A 20,026-nucleotide genomic window follows, 5' to 3' on the forward strand; every position below is an offset into this window, starting at 1 on the left:
ATACTATGAATACAAAAGAGGCCGGGCGATAACCCCAGCCTCTGTCGATGAAAGAAAATCACTCCACCTGATCGCGTCGCAGCCCGACGTCCCGCAGCCGCTCGTCGCTCATCTGTTGCAATAGGCGCCGCGTTTGCGCTCGCAGTCGCCACGCCTTGTATGCCCGCCAGATCAGTACAAACCCAATAAACGGCTGTTTTGCTTTATTCTCGTGAAATTCCATACCTTGCCTCCCCGCCTTGCCAGAGGCTTTATCTTCACGGATTTGGCACAAAACAATACAGACTCACAAAGTACTTTTATTTAACATACAGATTGGTTAAAAAGAGTTCTGCATCGCTTTTTTCACGCCAATCTGTACCGGTTTGTTAATCTGTATGGTACCCATGAGGGATACAGCATGACGCGTTACCAACATCTGGCCAATCTGCTGGCCGAACGCATTGAGCAAGGTCTGTATCGCCATGGCGAAAAACTGCCTTCGGTACGCAGCCTGAGCCAGGAGCACGGGGTCAGCATCAGCACCGTCCAGCAGGCGTATCAGACGCTGGAACAATTACGGCTGATCACGCCGCAGCCGCGTTCCGGTTATTTTGTTGCACCACAAAAAGCACAGCCGCCGGTGCCGCTGATGTCGCGCCCGGTCCAACGTCCAGTTGAGATAACCCAGTGGGATCAGGTGCTGGACATGCTTGCAGGTCATGCAGACAAATCGATAATCCCTTTTAGCAGTGGCGTGCCCGATATCAATCAACCCAGCCTGAAGCCGCTCTGGCGCGAGCTAAGTCGCGTGGCGCAGCATAATCTCAAGGCGGTTCTGGGCTACGATGAATTACCAGGCTGTCGCGAATTGCGTCAACAGATTGCCCGGCTCATGCTGGACGGAGGTTCGGTCATCAATGCGGATGATATTGTGATCACCAGCGGGAGTCAGAGCGGGATGTCACTGGCGCTGCTGGCAGTCTGCCAGCCAGGAGATATCGTCGCCGTAGAATCGCCCGCCTATTACGGCACGATGCAGCTGCTACGCGGATTAGGGATCAAAGTTATAGAGATCCCAACCGATCCGGATACAGGGATCAGCATTGAAGCGCTGGAACTGGCGCTGGATCAGTGGCCGATTAAAGGGGTGATTCTGGTTCCTAACTGCAATAATCCCCTCGGATTTATTATGCCGGATGCGCGTAAACGGGCGGTGCTCGCCCTCGCCCAGCAGCACGATATTGTTATTTTTGAAGATGATGTGTACGGAGAGCTTGCCACGGAATATCCCCGTCCGCGCACAATACACTCCTGGGACAGCGATGGTCGGGTGCTACTGTGCAGTTCATTTACCAAATCCGTGGCGCCGGGGTTGCGCGTCGGTTGGGTTATTCCCGGTCGTTATCACGATAAATTTCTGCATATGAAATATGCCGTCATCGGCACTAACGTTCCTGTTACGCAGCTGGCGGCCGCCGCTTTCGTGCGTGAGGGGCATTATCATCGGCATGTTCGCCGTATGCGTCAGATCTACCAGCGGAATATGGAGATCTACACCTGTTGGGTACGGGAATACTTCCCCTGCGGGATCTGCGTCACCCGACCGAAAGGCGGCTTTATGCTGTGGGTCGAGCTGCCGCACCAGGTCGATATGGTCTGTGTCGCTAAGCAGCTCTGTCGCCTCAAAATCCAGGTTGCGCCGGGTTCGCTGTTCTCCGCATCAGGAAAGTATCGCAACTGCGTACGCATCAACTGCGCGTTGCCGCCAAACGAGAAGCATCGGGAAGTGATGCAAAAACTCGGGGAAGCGTTAAAGGTGGCGATAGAGTAAATCAGACTACCCGGTGCTACCGGGCTGGCGATTGCACGGTTTAGGTCATTTCTAATGGCTTACGCCCTGAATATCTTCAACGGAAAGTCGGGTAATTTTTTGCACCGTGCTGAGATCAGTACCGTCGGCCAGCATGGTGCGGGCAATGCGCACCGCCTCAGTACGTCGCCCCTCAATTAAACCTTCTTGTTTACCTTCCTGCTTACCTTTTTGCTGGCCCTCTTGCAGACCCTCAAGCCACCCTTTTTGAAATCCAGCCTCATGCAATCTGTCTGCGATCGTCATTAAATGCTCCTTATGCTGCGGTGAACGTTCAGCAACCCCACGAATAAACTCACTGAAGCGAGGTGCATCGCCAGTTTGCAAAATATAATTAAACAGCGTCTTTATCTGGCTGTCATTAGTCACTCCAGTAAGTAGCAGGGAAACAATTTGCTCAACAAGCCCCATAAGGAAGCCACACCCTCACCTGCAACTTTCTCTGTTTGCGAGACGATTTCCGGGATGAAAACGTCCCTATGTAACGTCTGCATTTGTCTGGAACCCGTCACGCAGAATCGCTATCTCAATGCACATTCCCACTTTTTCACCACTCGGCCTGTGCTATAACGAATCATTACTTTCAGGGAGGACGCGATGTGACGCACACCCGGGATATTCCACAATCGTTCTGGCGTGATGAACAGCTCCCGTGGCTGGAACTGCGCAGCACCTGGCAAAGCCTGCAAGCCTATAAGCGGCATCACCACTCTCAGCTCTCGATTGGGGCAATTCTCGAGGGGGAAACGTGCTGCCTGTGCGATGGCAAGGAATACCATCTGCAGGTGGGCGATCTGATTGTGATCCCGCCGCTGGCACCTCACAGCTGTAATCCTGTTAACGGACAGTTTCGCAGCTATCACATGCTTTATCTTGATGCCCGGTGGTGCCTTGCCCATCTGCCTGCGCAGAACAACAATCAGCGGCTTTGCACGCGCGATCGTGTTATCCGCGATCGGCAATTGTTCCAGCACTATGTAAACCTCGTGGCACTTATGCAGCAACGGCAAACGACGCGGGTAACGGATGCCGCACAAGCATTGCTACGTTCGCTACCATTGCAATCGGTAGCACCGGAAAACCTAAGCGCCGCCAGCCAGTATCTGCGCGAACGGTTGCAGTCCAACCTGCAGGCTCCGCCCTCACTCGGTGAGCTGGCACATGAGTGTCACATGCGTAAAGAAACGCTGATCCGTACCTTTAAGCAGGACACCGGGCTGACGCCAGGAAGTTATCTGAACATCATACGGATTGACTATGCCCGCCAGCGGCTGCGGGCCGGGGACGAAATTGCCGATGTCGGCTATCAGAGCGGGTTTGCCGACCAGAGCCATTTCCATCGCACCTTTGTTCGCTACACCGCCGCCACACCGCGCCAGTACGCGTTGGGGCGATCAATATCAGACAATAATTAGCGCTGCGTCAGGCGTACGGTGATCTCAGATTCATTGTCTGAGGTCGCTATGTCGCTGCTTTCTGTACTTTTTCCGTCTGCTTTTCCCGCGCTGGCGCTGGCACATTTTGTCGCACTACTCAGCCCCGGTCCGGACTTCTTTTTACTGGTCGGTTATGCCGTACGATACCGGATGCGCGACAGCACCGGGCTGTGCGTGGGGATCGCTATCGGCAACGGGCTGTATATCCTGCTGGCAATTATCGGTTGGGGGATCCTGCGCCAGCTTCCCCTGCTGTTTACCATTATTGAGCTGCTGGGCGCGCTCTATTTATTGTGGATAGGCAGCCTGCTGATACGCAGTCGCCCGCAAACTCTGACCGGAGCAGATGCCCGGTCTACCTGTCCAGGATTTGGTAAACAGCTGCTGCTGGGATTGGGTTCGTCACTGCTTAACCCAAAAAATGCACTGTTCTATCTGGCACTAATGACTGCCCTGCTCGGCCCGTCGGTGACGCTGCTACAACAAACCATGAGCGGGATCTGGATGACCAGCGTGGTGCTGTGCTGGGATCTGCTGATCGTGATGTTCATCGGTTTACCGCAGATCCAGAGGCGGTTAACCAGAGGGATCCTGTGGGTAGAGCGTATCGCTGGCGGTGTATTGATTATCTTCGGCTGTGCTATCGCGCTGCGGTTTTTGCAGAGCATCGTAGTCTGATTTGCGGTGCGATTTTCTACACATAAACAGGATAAACTCGTTTAATTAATATCCAATCCGCATTACACTGCGGATGGTTATTACCCGTTCAACTTACTCTTCCTGAGGTGCGATGTGCTGATTGTTACCTGTAATCGTTACGTTTTCTGACCCCGCGTTAGTGAGCGTTTCTCCTGTTTGCGCTTCACGCAGGCAGCGTTTTTGATTACATGAAATTCAGTACATTTGCAGTCTGCTTTTATTCTGTCATCGGCCTGACGTCTCAAAGACGGTATTGAATTTCGCTATTCCCGTTGAGGGTTTTCTCCCGACAAGGAGCTGTTTTATGCAACGGATTCTCGCGTTTTTCTCCCAACGCGCTACGACGCTATTTTTTCCTATTGCGTTGATTTTGTATGATTTCGCCGCCTATCTGTCGACGGACTTGATTCAGCCCGGCATCATTAATGTCGTACGCGATTTCAACGCCGACGTCAGCCTGGCGCCCGCTGCGGTGAGCCTCTATCTGGCAGGCGGCATGGCGCTGCAATGGCTGTTGGGGCCACTTTCCGACCGGATTGGCCGTCGACCGGTGCTGATTGCGGGGGCGTTAATCTTTACCCTCGCCTGCGCTGCCACGCTGTTTACTACTTCAATGACGCAATTTCTGATCGCCCGATTTGTGCAGGGCACCAGCATTTGCTTTATCGCGACCGTTGGCTATGTCACGGTACAGGAGGCGTTTGGGCAAACGAAGGCCATTAAGTTAATGGCGATAATCACTTCCATTGTGTTGGTTGCACCGGTTATCGGCCCGCTCTCCGGAGCGGCGCTAATGCACTTTGTACACTGGAAGATCCTGTTTGCCATCATTGCCGTCATGGGGCTTATCGCCCTGATTGGGTTAATGCTAGCCATGCCGGAAACCGTCCAGCGCGGCGCGGTGCCGTTCAGTGCACGCGGCGTACTGCGCGATTTTCGCGACGTTTTCCGCAACCGGGTATTCCTGTTTGGCGCAGCCACGCTATCGCTAAGCTATATCCCGATGATGAGCTGGGTGGCGGTCTCACCGGTGATACTGATTGATGCGGGCGGCATGACCACATCACAGTTTGCCTGGGCGCAGGCGCCGGTGTTTGGCGCAGTGATCGTCGCCAATATGGTGGTAGTTCGTTTCGTGAAAGATCCGACCCGACCACGCTTTATCTGGCGGGCCGCACCTATACAACTGAGCGGGCTGACGGTGCTGATTGTCGGCAATTTACTGTGGCCGCACGTCTGGCTGTGGTCGGTGCTGGGAACCAGCCTGTATGCGTTTGGTATTGGGATGATCTTCCCGACGCTGTTCCGCTTTACACTTTTTTCCAACAACTTACCTAAAGGAACGGTCTCGGCATCGCTGAATATGGTGATCCTGACGGTGATGGCGGTTTCTGTCGAAATTGGACGCTGGCTATGGTTTAACGGTGGCAGGATTTCGTTTCATCTGCTGGCGGTTGCGGCGGGGCTCGCTGTCGTGTTCACGCTGGCAGGCTTACTCAAACGGGTACGCCAACATGAGGCAACGACGTTAGTCACTGAAAACTAACCTGCCCGCTTATCCGGCCTACGACAACTATGTAGGCCGGATAAGGCGCTTGCGCCGCATCCGGCTACGCTCACATCACCTTACGCAATGCGTGCAAATCCCGCTTCGAGATCGGCAATCAGGTCGCCAATATCCTCCAGGCCAATATGCACCCTGACCAGCGTGCCGCTGAAATCCACCTCTCCAGCCGGTCGGATGCTGTTCAGCTCTTCCGGCTGGTTCGCCAGAATGAGAGACTCAAATCCACCCCACGAATAGGCCATATGGAACAGCGAGAAATTATCGAGGAAATTCGCCATCTGTTCGTCAGTCAGTCTCTTTTTCAGCACAAATGAGAACAGGCCTGAGCTTCCGGTAAAATCACGCTGAAAATACTCATGGCCCGGACATTCCGGTAACGCCGGATGATTCACCCGCGCCACTTCCGGTCTTGCCGACAGCCAGCGAGCAATATGGATACTGCTCTCCTGATGCTGCTTAAGGCGTACCGCCAGGGTACGCAATCCGCGGCTGCCGTTGTAGGCGGTATCGGCATCCAGCGTTTGCCCCATCAGATAGGAGTTCTCGCGCAGACGATCCCAACAACGGGCGTTAGACACCGCCGTGCCCAGCATGCCGTCCGAATGACCGATGGTGTACTTCGTTCCCGCCTGAATGGAAATATCCACGCCATAATCCAGCGCTTTGAACAGCACGCCCGCCGCCCAGGTGTTGTCGATCATAATGACAATCTCCGGATTCACCGCGCGGATAGCCTTCACCATCCCCGGCACATCCTGGACTTCCATGGTGATAGAACTTGGTGACTCAAGGAATACAACCTTCGTTTCCGGACGCAGAAGATCGACGATACCTGCACCAATCAGCGGATCGTAATACGTTGTTTCCACATTGAATTTACTCAGGATCTTATTGCAAAAATCCTGGGTTGGCTCGTAGGCCGCGCCGGTCATCAGGATATGATCGCCACCCTGAACAAACGCCAGAATCGCGTTGGTCACCGCCGCAGCACCACATGGGTACAGCGCGCAGCCAACGCCACCTTCCAGTTCGCTCATTGCCTTCTGGAAGGCAAAGTGGGTATAGGTTCCGCGACGACCGTAAAACAGCTCACCGTTTGCGCGATTGGCGGTGGCAAATTTCTTGTCCTTCACGGTATCAAATACCAGTGAAGAGGCACGTTGGATAACCGGATTCACCGCTCCCTGGGTGTAGCGTTTGTCACGACCAGCAACAACCAGTTGCGTCTCAAGCTTCATTGCGTCTTTCATAACATCTCCTGTTCTTAATCCGTGTGAAACCTATACCACCGCAGCAGTAGAGTTTATTTCAGTGTTGGTCTGCTTTTTTCCAGCGAACCGTTCAACAATCTGCGCCGCATTCAAATCATGGATAACGTTAATCAGTGTGGCCGGCGCATCGGTAATGGTGCCCAGCACCACCAGCATCGGGATTGCTTCCATCGGCAGGCCCAGCGTGGTAACGATAAAGATTTCACCGAGGAACGCCCCGCCCGGCACGCCACCAACGATAATGGCGGAGAGCACCGCAATCAGCATCGTCAGGAAGAAGGTTTCGGTGGTGAATTCCATACCCAGCACGGAATAGATAAAGACGATTTTCAGCGCGGCAATCATCGCCACACCGCCTTTGTTCAGGTTAACCAGCAGTGGAATGGAAACATCAACGATTTCCGGGTTAATCCCCATCGCCTTACCGGCACGCAGCGTCACCGGGAGCGTCCCCAGCGAAGAGCAGGTCCCCAGCGCAGTCGCAGACGGTTCAATCGCGTTACGCCAGAAGGCTTTGACCGCCGGAATACCGCCGCCAATATACGAATAGAGAATCGAGCCAAAAACAAAATAGACCAGCGTGGCAACCATAAACAGGCCGATGGCGCGGGCAAAGGTTAACAATAGTGCAGAGTCCTGACTGGCCATGGTGGCGGCGAAGTAGCAGCCCAGACCAATCGGCGCGACCTTCATAATGATCGAAACGATCTTCATGATCACGGTATTGGCGTCTTCCAGCAGCGACGCAATACGTTTACCGGCCTGATCCGACTGGCCAATCGCCACACCGGCGATGATCGCCATCACGATCAGAGCCAGAATATTGGACTTAGAGAACAGCCCAATAAAGTCGCTGGTGGTGATCATGCTGACAAAATCCATCTTGCCGCTGCCCGCCTGCACCGACTGCGAGAGATCGATAGTGACGCCCTGCGCCGGGTTATACCAGAGCGCCAGCGCGACGATCCCGGCCGCCGGAATAAAGGCCATCGCGATCGAAACAATAAAGATAATCGCCATAATACGCCCCAGCCTTTTCAGGTCAGTCATACTGGCGATCGAAGACATGACGCTGATCCCCACCAGCGGCACAATAATCATAAATAACAGGTTTAAGAATATCTGACCTATTGGCTGGAGTTTACTTGCAAACGATGGGGCATAAATACCTAATAAGCCGCCAATCACCAGAGCAACTAATAAAATAATCGACGATCTGTAGGGTTCGAGTCGTGACCACATAATCGGTACCTTTAGAATAATAATTAATGAGATTAAATTCACAATGTGATGAGTTTCCGTTTCGCCTCCTTTTAATTTGTGACGTAACTCACCTAAGTTGTTATTTTTTCATTTTGCCAGCAAGTTGTTTCCTGTGATTCAATAGTTGCATGTTTAAAAGGCGAATGTAACGGCCTATTCGTACCGTTTTTGCAAATCACTTATGAATTTAAGGAAATTATGAGTACGCCGATTTCACTCAAGCATCTGGAGTTTTTTACTAAAATCGTCGACTGCGGAGGATTGTCAGAAGCCGCGGCGCAGCTCAACGTCTCGCCGTCTGCGGTCAGCAAAAGCCTGGCAGCGATGGAAGATACGTTAGGCACGACATTAATTAAACGCACCACCCGCAGTATTACCCTGACCGACGCCGGGCAATATCTCTTCAACCGCGCTAATAAGCTGTTGAAAGAATTCGATGAAACGCTGAATACCACCTCCGGTTATTACCACAGCCCGCAGGGTGAATTACGCATAACCTGCTCAATTGCGTTTGGTTATTCCCGGCTGGTGAACCTGGTGGATAAATACCGCTCCCAGTTCCCGGATGTGAATCTGTATATCGATCTCAACGATAACTTCGTCAATCTGAACGAAACGGATTTCGACATTGCCCTGCGAATTTCCACCGCGCCGCCGCAAAACTATGCGATGCGCAAGCTGGTGCCTGTTCGCTGGGCGTACTGTGCCTCACCCGGCTACCTCGCTAAAAAAGGCATGCCCCAGCGTCGCAGCGATCTGGTAGATCATGATTGCCTGGTTTACCCGGGCCTCACGCCGGTACTGAAGGTGGCAGATGAACAGGATCGACTGCATCAGTTGAAACTACATATGCCGATCCAGGCCAACAGCAGCCTGGTGCTGTTGAAGTCGGTGTTAGAAGATCAGGGGGTGGCATATTTGCCCACTTATTTGATTGGCGATCATATTCAAAAAGAGGAGATCACGCCGCTGATGCTCGACGGCACCATCACCTGTGAAACTCATGCCCTGTATGCGCTGTACTTTCCCAGCAAGTACAGCAATCCGAAGGTGCGATCGTTTATCGATTTTCTGGTCGCAGAACTTGGTCCCTTACCGGCGTGGGATAACTGGATCCCGGAGTAAACCCAGCCCACCTGAAAATGGGAGGCGCACCACATTTTTTGCGCGATCCCCCCGTCTGGCTCTATCCTTAAGCCTATGAATAAAATTGCTGAACTCAAACGTGCCAAGCGACTGGCGCTCTCATTGCTGCTGATCGCTGCCGCGACCTTCGTCATCACGCTATTTCTGCCACCTAACTTCTGGGTACTCGGGCTCAAAGCAATCGCCGAAGCGGCGATGGTCGGCGCGCTGGCGGACTGGTTTGCCGTGGTGGCGCTTTTTCGCCGGGTGCCGATCCCGTTTATCTCGCAACACACGGCTATTATCCCGCGCAATAAGGATCGGATCGGCGAAAATCTTGGTCAGTTTGTACAAGAGAAATTCCTCGATACCCAGTCGCTGATAGCCCTGATCCGCCGCCATGAACCGGCGCTGTTGATCGGCAACTGGTTCAGCCAGCCGGAAAACGCCCAGCGCATCGGCCAGCATCTGTTGCAGATCATGAGCGGTTTTCTCGAACTGGCCGACGACTCGCGCATTCAGCGGCTGATCAAGCGGGCGGTGCACAAGGCCATCGACAAGGTCGATCTCTCCGGAACCAGCGCGCTGATGCTGGAAAGCATGACCAAAAACAATCGCCATCAGGTGCTGCTCGATACGCTGATCGCCCAACTGATCGCCCTGCTACAGCGCGACAGCTCACGAGCGTTTATCGCCAGACAAGTAGTGCACTGGCTGGAAACTGAACATCCGCTGAAAGCGAAGATCCTGCCAACCGAATGGCTGGGCGAGCACAGCGCCGAGCTGGTGTCTGATGCCGTTAACTCCTTGCTGGATGACATCAGCCACGATCGCGCGCATCAGATCCGCCATGCCTTCGATCGCGCTACATTTAAGCTCATCGATAAGCTCAAACACGATCCGGAGATGGCCGCGCGGGCCGAAAGCCTGAAAAGCTATCTGAAGGAAGATGAAGCCTTCAACCGTTATCTTGGCGAGCTGTGGGCAGACCTGCGTCAGTGGGTGAAAACTGACATTAACGCAGATGATTCCCGCGTGAAGCAGCGCATCGCCAGCGCCGGCCAGTGGTTCGGCGAAACGCTGGTAGCCGACAGCGCCCTGCGTGCCTCACTAAATGGGCATCTGGAGCAGGCCGCGCATAAGGTAGCGCCAGAGTTCGCCACCTTCCTGACGCGCCATATTAGCGACACGGTGAAAAGTTGGGATGCACGCGATATGTCGCAGCAAATTGAGTTAAACATCGGTAAAGATTTGCAGTTTATTCGCGTCAACGGCACGTTGGTTGGCGGTTCAATCGGGCTGGTGTTATATCTGTTGTCGCAAATTCCGTCCCTGCTGACGCTGGCGAATTTTTAAGGAGAAAGATTCAATGACGTTGAACATCCGCATTTTTTCCCTGCGCGAAACACCTGAAAAGCTGCACGAGATCACCGCTTACTTTCAGCAGCAATGGGCCTCAGAAGACTCCATGGCGGTATACGAGGATGCATTGCGCCGTTGTATTGGCGCAAAGAATCCGCTACCGCAGTGGTACTGGCTACAGGATGGTGGCAGCATTGTTGGCTGTGCTGGATTGATCACCAATGATTTTATTAGTCGCGGCGAATTGTGGCCGTGGCTATGCGCGCTCTATATCGATCCTCGCTATCGTGGTCACGGTTTGGCGTTTCGCCTGATCGAACATATTGCACAGCAGGCCAGACAGCTGGGTTTTACGCAGCTCCATCTGTGTACTGACCTGGAAAGTTTATACGAGAAAGCAGGGTTTTACTTTAACGGGCCGGGCTATCATCCGTGGGGGGAAGTTTCGCGGGTCTACAGCCGTAACCTTTGATGGCATTCAGCGTTACGCGGTTTTATTTTTACTTTTCATTATCATTTACGCATGTAATATAACAATCATCAGCTAACAGCGCGAAATGAGAGTCCGTATGTCCCAGGGAAGCCCAGATTCAAATCGCCATGCCATCAGTGTCGCGCTCTTTGGCATGCTGGTCTTAACGCTGGGCATGGGGATTGGACGCTTTCTGTATACGCCAATGCTGCCGGTGCTGCTGTCGGAAGGTCAATTTACGTTTGACCAACTCTCGTGGATTGCCAGCGCCAACTACGCCGGGTATCTGGCGGGAAGCCTGCTCTTCTCCTTTGGGCTCTTTCATCTCCCCTCACGCTTACGTCCGATGTTGCTAACGTCCGCGCTCGCTACCGCAGGGCTGATTCTGGCGATGGCCAGCTTTACGCAGCCCGCGCTGGTGATGCTGATCCGCTTTCTGGCGGGCGTCGCCAGTGCCGGTATGATGATCTTTGGCTCGATGATCGTTCTGTATCATACCCGGCATCCCTTCGTGATTGCGGCGTTGTTCTCCGGCGTTGGCGCAGGCATTTTGCTGGGCAATGAATATGTCATTAGCGGTCTGCATTTTGCGCTGTCCTCGCACACGCTCTGGCTGGGCGCGGCGGCAGCCTCGGCTCTGTTCTTTGTGCTACTGGTTATACTCCTGCCATCTCGCGACCACGTGCTCCCCGCCGCGGCCCCGGTAAAAACAGAGCATCAGCCTATGTCCTGGTGGCTGCTGGCGCTGCTGTACGGGCTGTCCGGATTTGGCTACATCATTGTCGCCACCTACCTGCCGCTAATGGCGAAAAGCGCCGGTTCGCCGCTGTTGACTGCCCATCTCTGGTCGCTGGTCGGCATATCGATAATTCCGGGGTGTTTCGCCTGGCTGTGGGCCGCCCGACGCTGGGGAGTATTGCAATGCCTGACGGCGAATTTGTTGATTCAAAGCGCCTGCGTGCTCATGACGCTCGCCAGCGGCTCTTTGCCGCTGCTGGTGATAAGCAGCGTGGGTTTTGGCGCAACGTTTATGGGAACCACTTCACTGGTGATGCCGCTTGCGCGACAACTTAGCGTACCGCGCAATATTAATCTGCTGGGCCTGGTCACTCTGACTTACGGCATTGGGCAAATACTTGGGCCGCTATTAACCAGCCTGCTGGGAAGCGGCGCACTGGCGATCGTTAACGCCACGGTGTGCGGCGCCGTCGCGTTGTTTATTGCGGCACTTATCAGCCTCACACAATTATACAAACAGCGTTTCGCCTCGCCAAAAAGGGCATAACCGGCAACCTTCTAAAGAAGGTATATTCGGATTAGTCCGCAATTAAATGTCAACATTTAATAAACCGCAAATAATCGGTAATTACCCACCAGACAATTTATAATTCCCGTCCGTTCATTTATAAACTCAATTTAAAATGCGTAAAAATGGACAGATTAATTCAACATCAACACTATCTTCGGGAAAATACATGTCGTGGTTTAAAAGAATATTACTGGGGTTGATTATTTTGGCGGGTTTAATTGGCACGCTAAAGGATTATAAAGACTTTGGCCGGTTTGGCGCACTGGGATTGTTTATTATCTTCCTGTTATCAACAACATTTTTATGGCAATGGGCCTCTGGCAATGGCTGTTTAGCGGTGTACAGCAGGAAGAGAGTCAGCCGGTTTAAACGCCGGCAGATATAAAAAAAGGCGTCTTAACCAGGACGCCTTTTTCATACCAGAACAAAAAGTTAGAACTGATAGGTCAGACCCGCAGCAACCTGGTTATCGCTGTCTTTACCATCGAGCAGGTTAATTTTGTAACCTACATCAGCCACGATGTTTTTGTTGAAGTAGTAGTCTGTACCCAGCGCGACGTATTCGGTCAGGTCATTATTGTTGTTATCACGCGCGTGGACGTAAGCCACGTTCGGACGCAGACCAAAATCAAACACATACGCAGCCATCGCTTCAAAGTGCTCAGCTTTGTCCGCATCCTGAATCAGGTTGTGGGACTCTCCGTACATAGTCGCTACATAGATAGCATTAGCATCATATTTCAGACCCGCGCCCCAGAACTCTGCGTTTTCGCCATTCCAACCTTTTTGTTTCTGCTGAGCAGTCACAGAACTGTTGGTATAGGCCGCAATTGCAGATATGCCAGAATCCGCAATGTTGTCATAAACCAGGGAGAAGCCGTAGCCATTGCCATGCTGTTTCGACGGATCAGAATTGGTGTCATCCTGGCCCTGATATTGCGCCCCGACGTTCAGACCATCAACGGCACCGAACAGATTTTTGGTGCGAAGTGTTGCAACGCCAGAAGTGCGTGTAGTAAGGAAGCGGTCAGTATTTTCAAAGGAGTCACCGCCGAACTCTGAGAGAATATCAGTATAAGCTCCCACATCGTAAGCGATACCATAGTTACGACCATAGTCAAAACTGACGTCATGACCATAATCCAGGCCAGCAAACGCCAGACGTGTATTAACGCCATTCTGAGAACCTTCTGCTTTAGCGGCATCAAACTGACTTTCAAATTGCCCGTAACCGGTCAGTTGATCGTTGATTTGCGTCTCACCGCGAAAACCCAGACGTGCGTAGGTTTCATCAGCATTAGTACCATCAGTCCAGGAATGGGCTGCTTTTACTTTGCCGTAGAGATCCAGCTTGTTGCCATCTTTATTATAAATTTCCGCTGCATGAACGGAGGTTACCCCTAATGCCATTACAGCTATGGATTAAGGGGCAATACCAATAACACACAAAAAAAATACCAATGAAGGTAATAATGAAGTGGCAAGACATAATTCATTTTTGGATTTTCAATCAAAACCGGACAGCGATAATTACTCGAGACTTTCACTCTCATTAACTGAGCGATGCAACATTAATGCTTCAGCAATAATATCTTGTTTACTTTTACGGGTTTTAAATGCCAGCGTTCGCACATATTCCCACAAAGAGGTATCGACACGGGCACTTAAAAGAACCATATCTTTTGATCGGGTCCCTCTGGGTTTTCGAATATCGGGATAGTCTCGAGATGGCATTTTCAACTCCTGAACGTAATAACACGCTTATGGCGATGAAATATGCAGTTAGTGTAAAAACATGTCAACGGTAAAATACAGTCATAATAGTAATGAAAGTGTTAATAAACCAATGAAGAATGGAACGATATTTCAAATGGAAGATAACTTGTTTATGGAATAATGTGTAATGCTAGCTTTACGAATATTGGATTTTATTCATTTGATTAAAAAAGCATGAAACATTTACATCAACTATATCACCAATCAAAACATCATTACGACCAATAAGTTACGCACCGTTATTAATGTCTACATTTACGCGAACCGCTTGTTTCTATGTGTAGTTATGCCGGTAAACCTTATCCTGATTACTGCAGAGATCGCGTTGATTCTCACTTAACCCAGACCCATTTTGTCTAAAAATAAGCACGGAAAGGTAAAAATAAGGTAAATGACACATTTTTTCGCATGCGAAAATAAGTTGTTTTTAATTGATTTAAATCAATTTGCACCGCACAAAGGGGACGAAAAAATGTTCATCCGAGGCGATGGAAACAATTTTTTACGTGACTTTCAGAACGTGAAAAGCGGCCCTGCCGGGCAATGAATGAGGATGCGGAAAACGCGGTGCGGGCTGCAATAGCCCGCGTATGAGAGGAAGGAAAATCAGGCGTTAACTTTATCCAGCGGCCAGGAATCAAACAGATAACCATCAAAATCAATGTCATCGACATTTGAAAACTCCAGCAGACGCTGTTTGACATTTTCCAGATGCTGCCACATGGCCAGCTTGGCCGCGCGGGCATCTTTTTTGATTAATGCAGCCAGGATCTGTTTATGGTCGCCCATCCACTCTTTCCGGTAGTGGGTATCGTCGAGGTGGCTATGGAGCTGGATCCACATCGGGTTGTTCTCACGCCACTGCCATGACTGGCGAAACAGCTCCACCAGCATGCTGTTATGCGTGGCCTCAGCTATGGCGAGATGGAACTGCATGTCGCCGCTTTCAGAACCGTTCGGCTCGCTGGAAGCCAGTTCCCGCTCTTCCAGTTGCAACGCCTGGCGCATTTTGACGATATCTTCGCGGGTAGCCTGCAGCGCGGCAAATTCGGCAATGTTGCTTTCCAGCAGCTGTCGCGCCTGCAACAGTTCAAACGGGCCCGCATCATTGCAATGATTTGCATCCGTACTGTCGATAGTCTGCGCATCCGCATTGTCGAGCACGTAGATCCCGGCCCCGCGGCGCACGTCCACCAGGCCTTTAATTTCCAGCATGATTAACGCTTCGCGAACCACCGTGCGAGTGACATTGAGCATCTCGGCAATTTCACGCTCTGGCGGCAAGCGTTCACCGGGCTGGTACGGCGTCTGGACAATCAGATCGCGGATCATGGCACCCACTTCCTGGTAGGGTCTTTGCTGAGAAGTGTTCGATTTCATCGTGTTATGTCCGTCAGATGCGTGTAATCAGATACGGGGAATAGGTATCGAACTATAGCATTTGCGGGAAGGCAAAAACAGAAAACGGGTCAACCAAACCAATATTTTGATTGACCCGTCATAGTTCGGAAGTTATGCGTCAGCGCTTAATGCCGCAACGCACTCACGTGCGCCGTGTTCACATAGCTGTTGATACGTCGCGATAATGGTCTCCACAAAGCCAGCGTTTTCCGCCAGGTCATGACCAAAAATGCCAGACAGCCCCAGCAGCGCCGTCACGCGCTCGGCGCCCTGGTACTGTTGGTTAATGTGTTGAAATTCAGCCAGCATAGGGTCGACAACATCAATGGCCTGCCCTTGCTCATCCACACCGTGGGTGTAGCGCATCCAGCCCGCCACGCCCAGCGCCAGGTGACGCCAACTGCTGGCATTTTGCAGGTGCAGACGCACCGGATCCAGCAGGCGCTGCGGCAGTTTCTGGCTGCCGTCCATCGCAATCTGCCAGGTACGGTGGCGCAGAGACGGGTTGCTGAAACGCTCGATCAGCAGCGTCGCGTAGGCGTTGAGATCGGTGCCTTCCGGCATCGAGAGCGTCGGCGCCTGCTCCTGCATCATCAGCGCAAAAGCTGCTTTACGGTACGCCGGATTGGTCATGGTATCGGCGATGGTTTCATAGCCGCCGAGATAGCCCAGATACGCAAGGAAAGAGTGGCTGCCGTTGAGCATGCGCAGTTTCATCATTTCAAACGGCACCACGTCGGCCACGAACTGTGCGCCAACCTTGTCCCAGTCAGGACGACCGTTGACAAAATTGTCTTCAATTACCCACTGACGGAACGGCTCACAGGCGATAGCACACGGATCGTAAACGCCCAACTGGTCGGCAATCTCCTGCAACGTTTCCGGCGTCGCCGCCGGAACAATGCGGTCGACCATAGTGCACGGGAAAGTCGCATTAGCTTCAATCCACTGCGCCAGCTGCGGATCGCGCGCCTGCGCCAGCCCCAGAACTGCGACTTTCGCCACATGCCCATTTTCACGCACGTTATCGCAGGACATCACGGTAAAAGCCGCCAGCCCCTGCTCACGGCGCAGGTACAGCGCTTGTACGATGTAACCAATCGCCGATTTCGGCGCGGTCGGATTCGCCAGATCGTGTTTAATCAGCGGGTTATTGAGATCTAACTGACCGCTGGCCGCATCGGTGCAGTAGCCTTTTTCGGTGACCGTCAGCGAAACAATTGCCGTCTGCGGGCGCGCCATCGCCTGTAAAATACCGTCACATCCGTCAAGATCCGGGTGCAGCGCTTCTTTCATTGATCCGATCACTTTCAGCACGGTGTTGTCCGCGCCTTTTTCCGCCACGATATACAGCAGTTGCTGCTTGCGCAGATTTTCAATCAGTACGCAGTCGTTACCCGGCATCAGGTTAACTTCACAGATCCCCCAGTCGCTGTCAGTGGTTTCCAGCAAATGATGGGTGTACAGCGCCTGATGCGCGCGGTGAAAAGCGCCACATCCCAGGTGAACAATGCGGGATTGCAGGCGCGCGCTGTCCCATGCAGGGCGCGCAACCGGCAGGTCGCTATTGGCAATTGTCGTTGTCATCGTGAACTCCAGAACCCGTTGAAAGGCCAACGGATGAGAAAAGAAAAAGCCGGCCAGACAGGTGGCCGGCAACTCGCTTTAGCGGCTAAAGAAAGCGCGCTGGATAGCCATCTCAACGCCGCGCACTTCCGCCAGCCCTTTCAGGCGACCAATCGCGGAGTAGCCTGGGTTGGTTTTCTTTTTCAGATCGTCCAGCATCTGGTGGCCATGGTCCGGACGCATCGGGATCAGATCCTCTTTACCCTCGGCTTTACGGCGTTGTTCTTCTTCAACGATCGCTTTCACCACCTCGTACATGTCGACATCGCCATTAAGATGCGCCGCCTCATGGAAGGTTTTCGGGTTATCTTCACGCAGCGTGGAGCGCAGATGGGTGAAGTAAATGCGTGGGCCAAACTGTTTGATCATGTCGACCAGATCGTTGTCCGCCCGCACGCCATAGGAGCCGGTGCACATGGTGAAACCGTTCGCCATGCTGTTGACCGTATCGACCATCCACTGCATGTCTTCCACCGTGGAAACAATGCGCGGCAGGCCAAGGATCGGGCGCGGCGGATCGTCCGGGTGTACCGCCATGCGTACGCCAGCTTCTTCCGCCACCGGAATAATCGCCTTCAGGAAGACGGCGAAATTCTCACGCAGCGCGGCTTTGTCGATATCTTTGTAGCGCGCAAGATGCTGGCGGAACTGGTCGAGGGTGTAGCCCTCTTCCGCACCCGGCAGACCGGCGATGATGTTGCGGGTCAGACGCGCTTTGTCTTCATCGCTCATGGTGGCGAAGCGTTCATTTGCCTGAGCAATCTCTTCGGCGGTGTAGTCCGCTTCCGCGCCCGGACGCTGGAGGATATGCAGCTCAAAGGCGGCAAACTCAATCTGGTCAAAACGCAGCGCTTTGGAGCCGTCCGGTAGAACGTATTCCAGGTCGGTACGGGTCCAGTCGAGAACCGGCATGAAGTTGTAGCACACGGTACGAATACCGCACTGAGCCAGGTTACGCAGGCTTTGCTGGTAGTTGGCGATCCACTGCAGATAGTTGCCGGAACGGGTTTTAATGTCTTCGTGGATCGGCACGCTTTCGACGACCGACCAGACCAGGCCCGCCTGCTCAATAATGGCTTTGCGTTTTAGGATCTCATCAACCGTCCACACTTCCCCGTTCGGGATATGGTGCAAGGCGGTGACAACGCCTGTGGCACCCGCCTGACGTACATCCGCTAAGGTGACCGGATCGTTAGGACCATACCAGCGCCATGTCTGTTCCATGTTTTATTCCTCGTTACGTTATGGACTCGACGATATGGCACATAAATTCCTCCTTTTGGTATGACATGTCAACCTGAAGCTTAAAATTGGTTAACCAAATCACGATTTAGTCTATTGAGATCGCCATTTTACGGCCCTGTTGCTCAGTAATAATGTAAACATGTAACGCAATGTGACATTCATCGCATCAATGGTTAACCAATATATGTAACATCTCAACCAAAATCATAATAGTTCAACCAATAAAGGTAGACGTTATATGCACGTTCTCAATATTCTGTGGGTCGTATTCGGCATCGGTCTGATGCTGGTGCTCAATCTAAGATTCAAAATAAACTCGATGGTCGCCCTGCTGCTGGCGGCGCTCTCGGTCGGTATGCTGGCGGGTATGGATTTAATGGAGCTGCTGCACACCATGAAATCCGGCTTTGGCAGCACGCTGGGTGAACTGGCGATTATCGTGGTATTCGGGGCGGTCATCGGTAAGCTGATGGTTGATTCCGGGGCGGCGCATCAGATTGCCCATACGCTGCTGGCGCGCCTCGGCCTGCGCTATGTGCAGCTGTCGGTAATCATTATTGGTCTGATCTTCGGCCTGGCGATGTTCTATGAAGTGGCATTTATTATGCTGGCGCCGCTGGTGATCGTCATTGCAGCAGAAGCGAAGATCCCGTTCCTCAAGCTGGCGATTCCTGCCGTTGCCGCCGCCACCACCGCCCACTCGCTGTTCCCACCACAGCCGGGTCCGGTGGCGCTGGTTAACGCCTACGGCGCGGACATGGGCATGGTCTACATCTACGGTATTCTGGTGACTATTCCGAGCGTGATCTGCGCCGGGCTTATCCTGCCGAAGTTCCTCGGCAACCTCGATCGCCCAACGCCGTCATTCATGAAGGCCGACGTACCGGTTGACCAGAATAACCTGCCATCCTTCGGTGTTTCTATCCTGGTGCCGCTGATCCCGGCGATCATCATGATCTCCACCACCATCGCCAACATCTGGCTGGTGAAAGGGACGCAGGCGTGGGAAGTGGTCAACTTCTTAGGCTCTTCACCGATTGCGATGTTTATCGCCATGGTTGTCGCCTTCGTGCTGTTTGGTACCGCGCGTGGTCACGACATGCAGTGGGTGATGAATGCCTTTGAAAACGCGGTGAAAAGCATCGCCATGGTGATCCTGATCATCGGCGCGGGCGGCGTACTGAAGCAGACCATTATTGATACCGGCATTGGCGATACCATCGGCATGCTGATGTCACACGGCAATATCTCTCCGTACATCATGGCGTGGTTGATAACCGTGCTTATTCGTCTGGCAACCGGTCAGGGCGTGGTCTCCGCCATGACGGCTGCAGGGATTATTAGCGCCGCCATTCTCGACCCGGCAACCGGTCAACTGGTGGGCGTCGATCCGGCGTTACTGGTACTGGCAACGGCGGCGGGCTCCAACACCCTGACCCATATCAACGATGCCTCGTTCTGGCTGTTCAAAGGCTACTTTGACCTGTCGGTGAAGGATACGCTGAAAACCTGGGGTCTGCTGGAGCTGGTGAACTCCGTGGTTGGCCTGATTATCGTATTGATCATCAGCATGATTGCATAACGTCGATACCGCTCTGGCCCGCAGCGCCAGAGCGGTTATC

General features: G+C 52.8%; 18 protein-coding genes and 1 pseudogene. 10 read left to right on the forward strand and 9 right to left on the reverse strand.

Annotated elements, in window-relative coordinates; translation table 11 throughout:
• Nucleotides 1-58: 58 nt before the first annotated feature.
• Nucleotides 59-223, reverse strand: a complete 165-nt coding sequence (locus tag SK39_RS25590) for a DUF1127 domain-containing protein (RefSeq protein WP_003019180.1) — start codon at nt 221-223, stop codon at nt 59-61.
• A 177-nt stretch (nt 224-400) separates the two neighbouring features.
• Between SK39_RS25590 and SK39_RS08265 the strand changes: the two genes are divergently transcribed.
• Entirely contained in the window at nt 401-1,813 is a 1,413-nt protein-coding gene (locus SK39_RS08265) for an aminotransferase-like domain-containing protein (RefSeq protein ID WP_048216863.1), read from the forward strand.
• A gap of 51 nt (nt 1,814-1,864) precedes the next feature.
• Here SK39_RS08265 and SK39_RS08270 read toward each other — a convergent pair.
• Nucleotides 1,865-2,266, reverse strand: a pseudogene (locus SK39_RS08270) (ISNCY family transposase); the annotation flags it as partial.
• A gap of 185 nt (nt 2,267-2,451) precedes the next feature.
• Between SK39_RS08270 and SK39_RS08275 the strand changes: the two are divergent.
• The 3 genes from SK39_RS08275 to mdtM all read left to right on the forward strand — a co-directional run bounded on the left by SK39_RS08275 (nt 2,452) and on the right by mdtM (nt 5,533).
• Entirely contained in the window at nt 2,452-3,267 is an 816-nt protein-coding gene (locus SK39_RS08275; protein ID WP_048216864.1) for a helix-turn-helix transcriptional regulator, read from the forward strand.
• 48 nt (nt 3,268-3,315) lie between these two features.
• Nucleotides 3,316-3,966: a LysE family translocator gene (locus SK39_RS08280; protein ID WP_048216865.1), complete on the forward strand. Its 651-nt coding sequence runs from the start codon at nt 3,316-3,318 to the stop codon at nt 3,964-3,966.
• A 325-nt stretch (nt 3,967-4,291) separates the two neighbouring features.
• Nucleotides 4,292-5,533: a multidrug efflux MFS transporter MdtM gene (gene mdtM, locus SK39_RS08285; RefSeq protein WP_044713030.1), complete on the forward strand. Its 1,242-nt coding sequence runs from the start codon at nt 4,292-4,294 to the stop codon at nt 5,531-5,533.
• An 80-nt stretch (nt 5,534-5,613) separates the two neighbouring features.
• Here the strand turns inward: mdtM and metC are convergent, their stop codons facing one another.
• Together metC and SK39_RS08295 are read right to left on the reverse strand one after the other, a co-directional pair.
• Nucleotides 5,614-6,804: a cystathionine beta-lyase gene (gene metC, locus SK39_RS08290; RefSeq protein ID WP_003019195.1), complete on the reverse strand. Its 1,191-nt coding sequence runs from the start codon at nt 6,802-6,804 to the stop codon at nt 5,614-5,616.
• 30 nt (nt 6,805-6,834) lie between these two features.
• Nucleotides 6,835-8,067, reverse strand: coding sequence for a dicarboxylate/amino acid:cation symporter (locus SK39_RS08295; RefSeq protein ID WP_003019196.1), 1,233 nt, complete (start codon nt 8,065-8,067; stop codon nt 6,835-6,837).
• A gap of 219 nt (nt 8,068-8,286) precedes the next feature.
• On the opposite strand from SK39_RS08295, the gene SK39_RS08300 reads away from it, so the two are divergent.
• From SK39_RS08300 to SK39_RS25595, 5 genes are all read left to right on the forward strand, one after another.
• Complete coding sequence (locus SK39_RS08300) at nt 8,287-9,213, forward strand: LysR family transcriptional regulator (RefSeq protein WP_003845596.1); 927 nt, start codon at nt 8,287-8,289, stop codon at nt 9,211-9,213.
• 75 nt (nt 9,214-9,288) lie between these two features.
• Nucleotides 9,289-10,569 carry a DUF445 domain-containing protein gene (locus tag SK39_RS08305; RefSeq protein ID WP_048216866.1) on the forward strand — a complete coding sequence of 427 codons (1,281 nt, stop codon included), beginning with the start codon at nt 9,289-9,291 and terminating at the stop codon, nt 10,567-10,569.
• A 13-nt stretch (nt 10,570-10,582) separates the two neighbouring features.
• The gene (locus SK39_RS08310) at nt 10,583-11,047 is read left to right on the forward strand and encodes a GNAT family N-acetyltransferase (protein WP_032937645.1); all 465 of its coding nucleotides are present in this window, start codon (nt 10,583-10,585) and stop codon (nt 11,045-11,047) included.
• Nucleotides 11,048-11,144: 97 nt separating this feature from the next.
• Entirely contained in the window at nt 11,145-12,332 is a 1,188-nt protein-coding gene (locus SK39_RS08315) for an MFS transporter (protein WP_032937647.1), read from the forward strand.
• A gap of 190 nt (nt 12,333-12,522) precedes the next feature.
• Complete coding sequence (locus SK39_RS25595) at nt 12,523-12,741, forward strand: hypothetical protein (RefSeq protein ID WP_048241701.1); 219 nt, start codon at nt 12,523-12,525, stop codon at nt 12,739-12,741.
• A 47-nt stretch (nt 12,742-12,788) separates the two neighbouring features.
• Here the strand turns inward: SK39_RS25595 and SK39_RS08320 are convergent, their stop codons facing one another.
• The 5 genes from SK39_RS08320 to uxuA all read right to left on the reverse strand — a co-directional run bounded on the left by SK39_RS08320 (nt 12,789) and on the right by uxuA (nt 18,383).
• Complete coding sequence (locus tag SK39_RS08320) at nt 12,789-13,766, reverse strand: porin (protein WP_048216867.1); 978 nt, start codon at nt 13,764-13,766, stop codon at nt 12,789-12,791.
• A 120-nt stretch (nt 13,767-13,886) separates the two neighbouring features.
• Nucleotides 13,887-14,090 carry a hypothetical protein gene (locus tag SK39_RS08325; RefSeq protein ID WP_048216868.1) on the reverse strand — a complete coding sequence of 68 codons (204 nt, stop codon included), beginning with the start codon at nt 14,088-14,090 and terminating at the stop codon, nt 13,887-13,889.
• Nucleotides 14,091-14,738: 648 nt separating this feature from the next.
• Entirely contained in the window at nt 14,739-15,512 is a 774-nt protein-coding gene (uxuR, locus tag SK39_RS08330) for a Uxu operon transcriptional regulator (protein WP_003033268.1), read from the reverse strand.
• A gap of 132 nt (nt 15,513-15,644) precedes the next feature.
• Complete coding sequence (locus SK39_RS08335; RefSeq protein ID WP_032937658.1) at nt 15,645-17,120, reverse strand: fructuronate reductase; 1,476 nt, start codon at nt 17,118-17,120, stop codon at nt 15,645-15,647.
• Nucleotides 17,121-17,198: 78 nt separating this feature from the next.
• Nucleotides 17,199-18,383, reverse strand: a complete 1,185-nt coding sequence (uxuA, locus tag SK39_RS08340) for a mannonate dehydratase (protein WP_003837169.1) — start codon at nt 18,381-18,383, stop codon at nt 17,199-17,201.
• Between the two features lie 259 nt (nt 18,384-18,642).
• Between uxuA and gntP the strand changes: the two genes are divergently transcribed.
• On the forward strand, nt 18,643-19,986 hold the full coding sequence (gene gntP / locus SK39_RS08345; protein ID WP_003033260.1) for a gluconate permease GntP: 1,344 nt from the start codon (nt 18,643-18,645) through the stop codon (nt 19,984-19,986).
• The last annotated feature ends 40 nt before the right edge of the window (nt 19,987-20,026 follow it).

The organism is Citrobacter sp. BIDMC107 (assembly GCF_001037575.1).
GTDB classification, from domain to species: Bacteria; Pseudomonadota; Gammaproteobacteria; order Enterobacterales; family Enterobacteriaceae; genus Citrobacter; species Citrobacter freundii.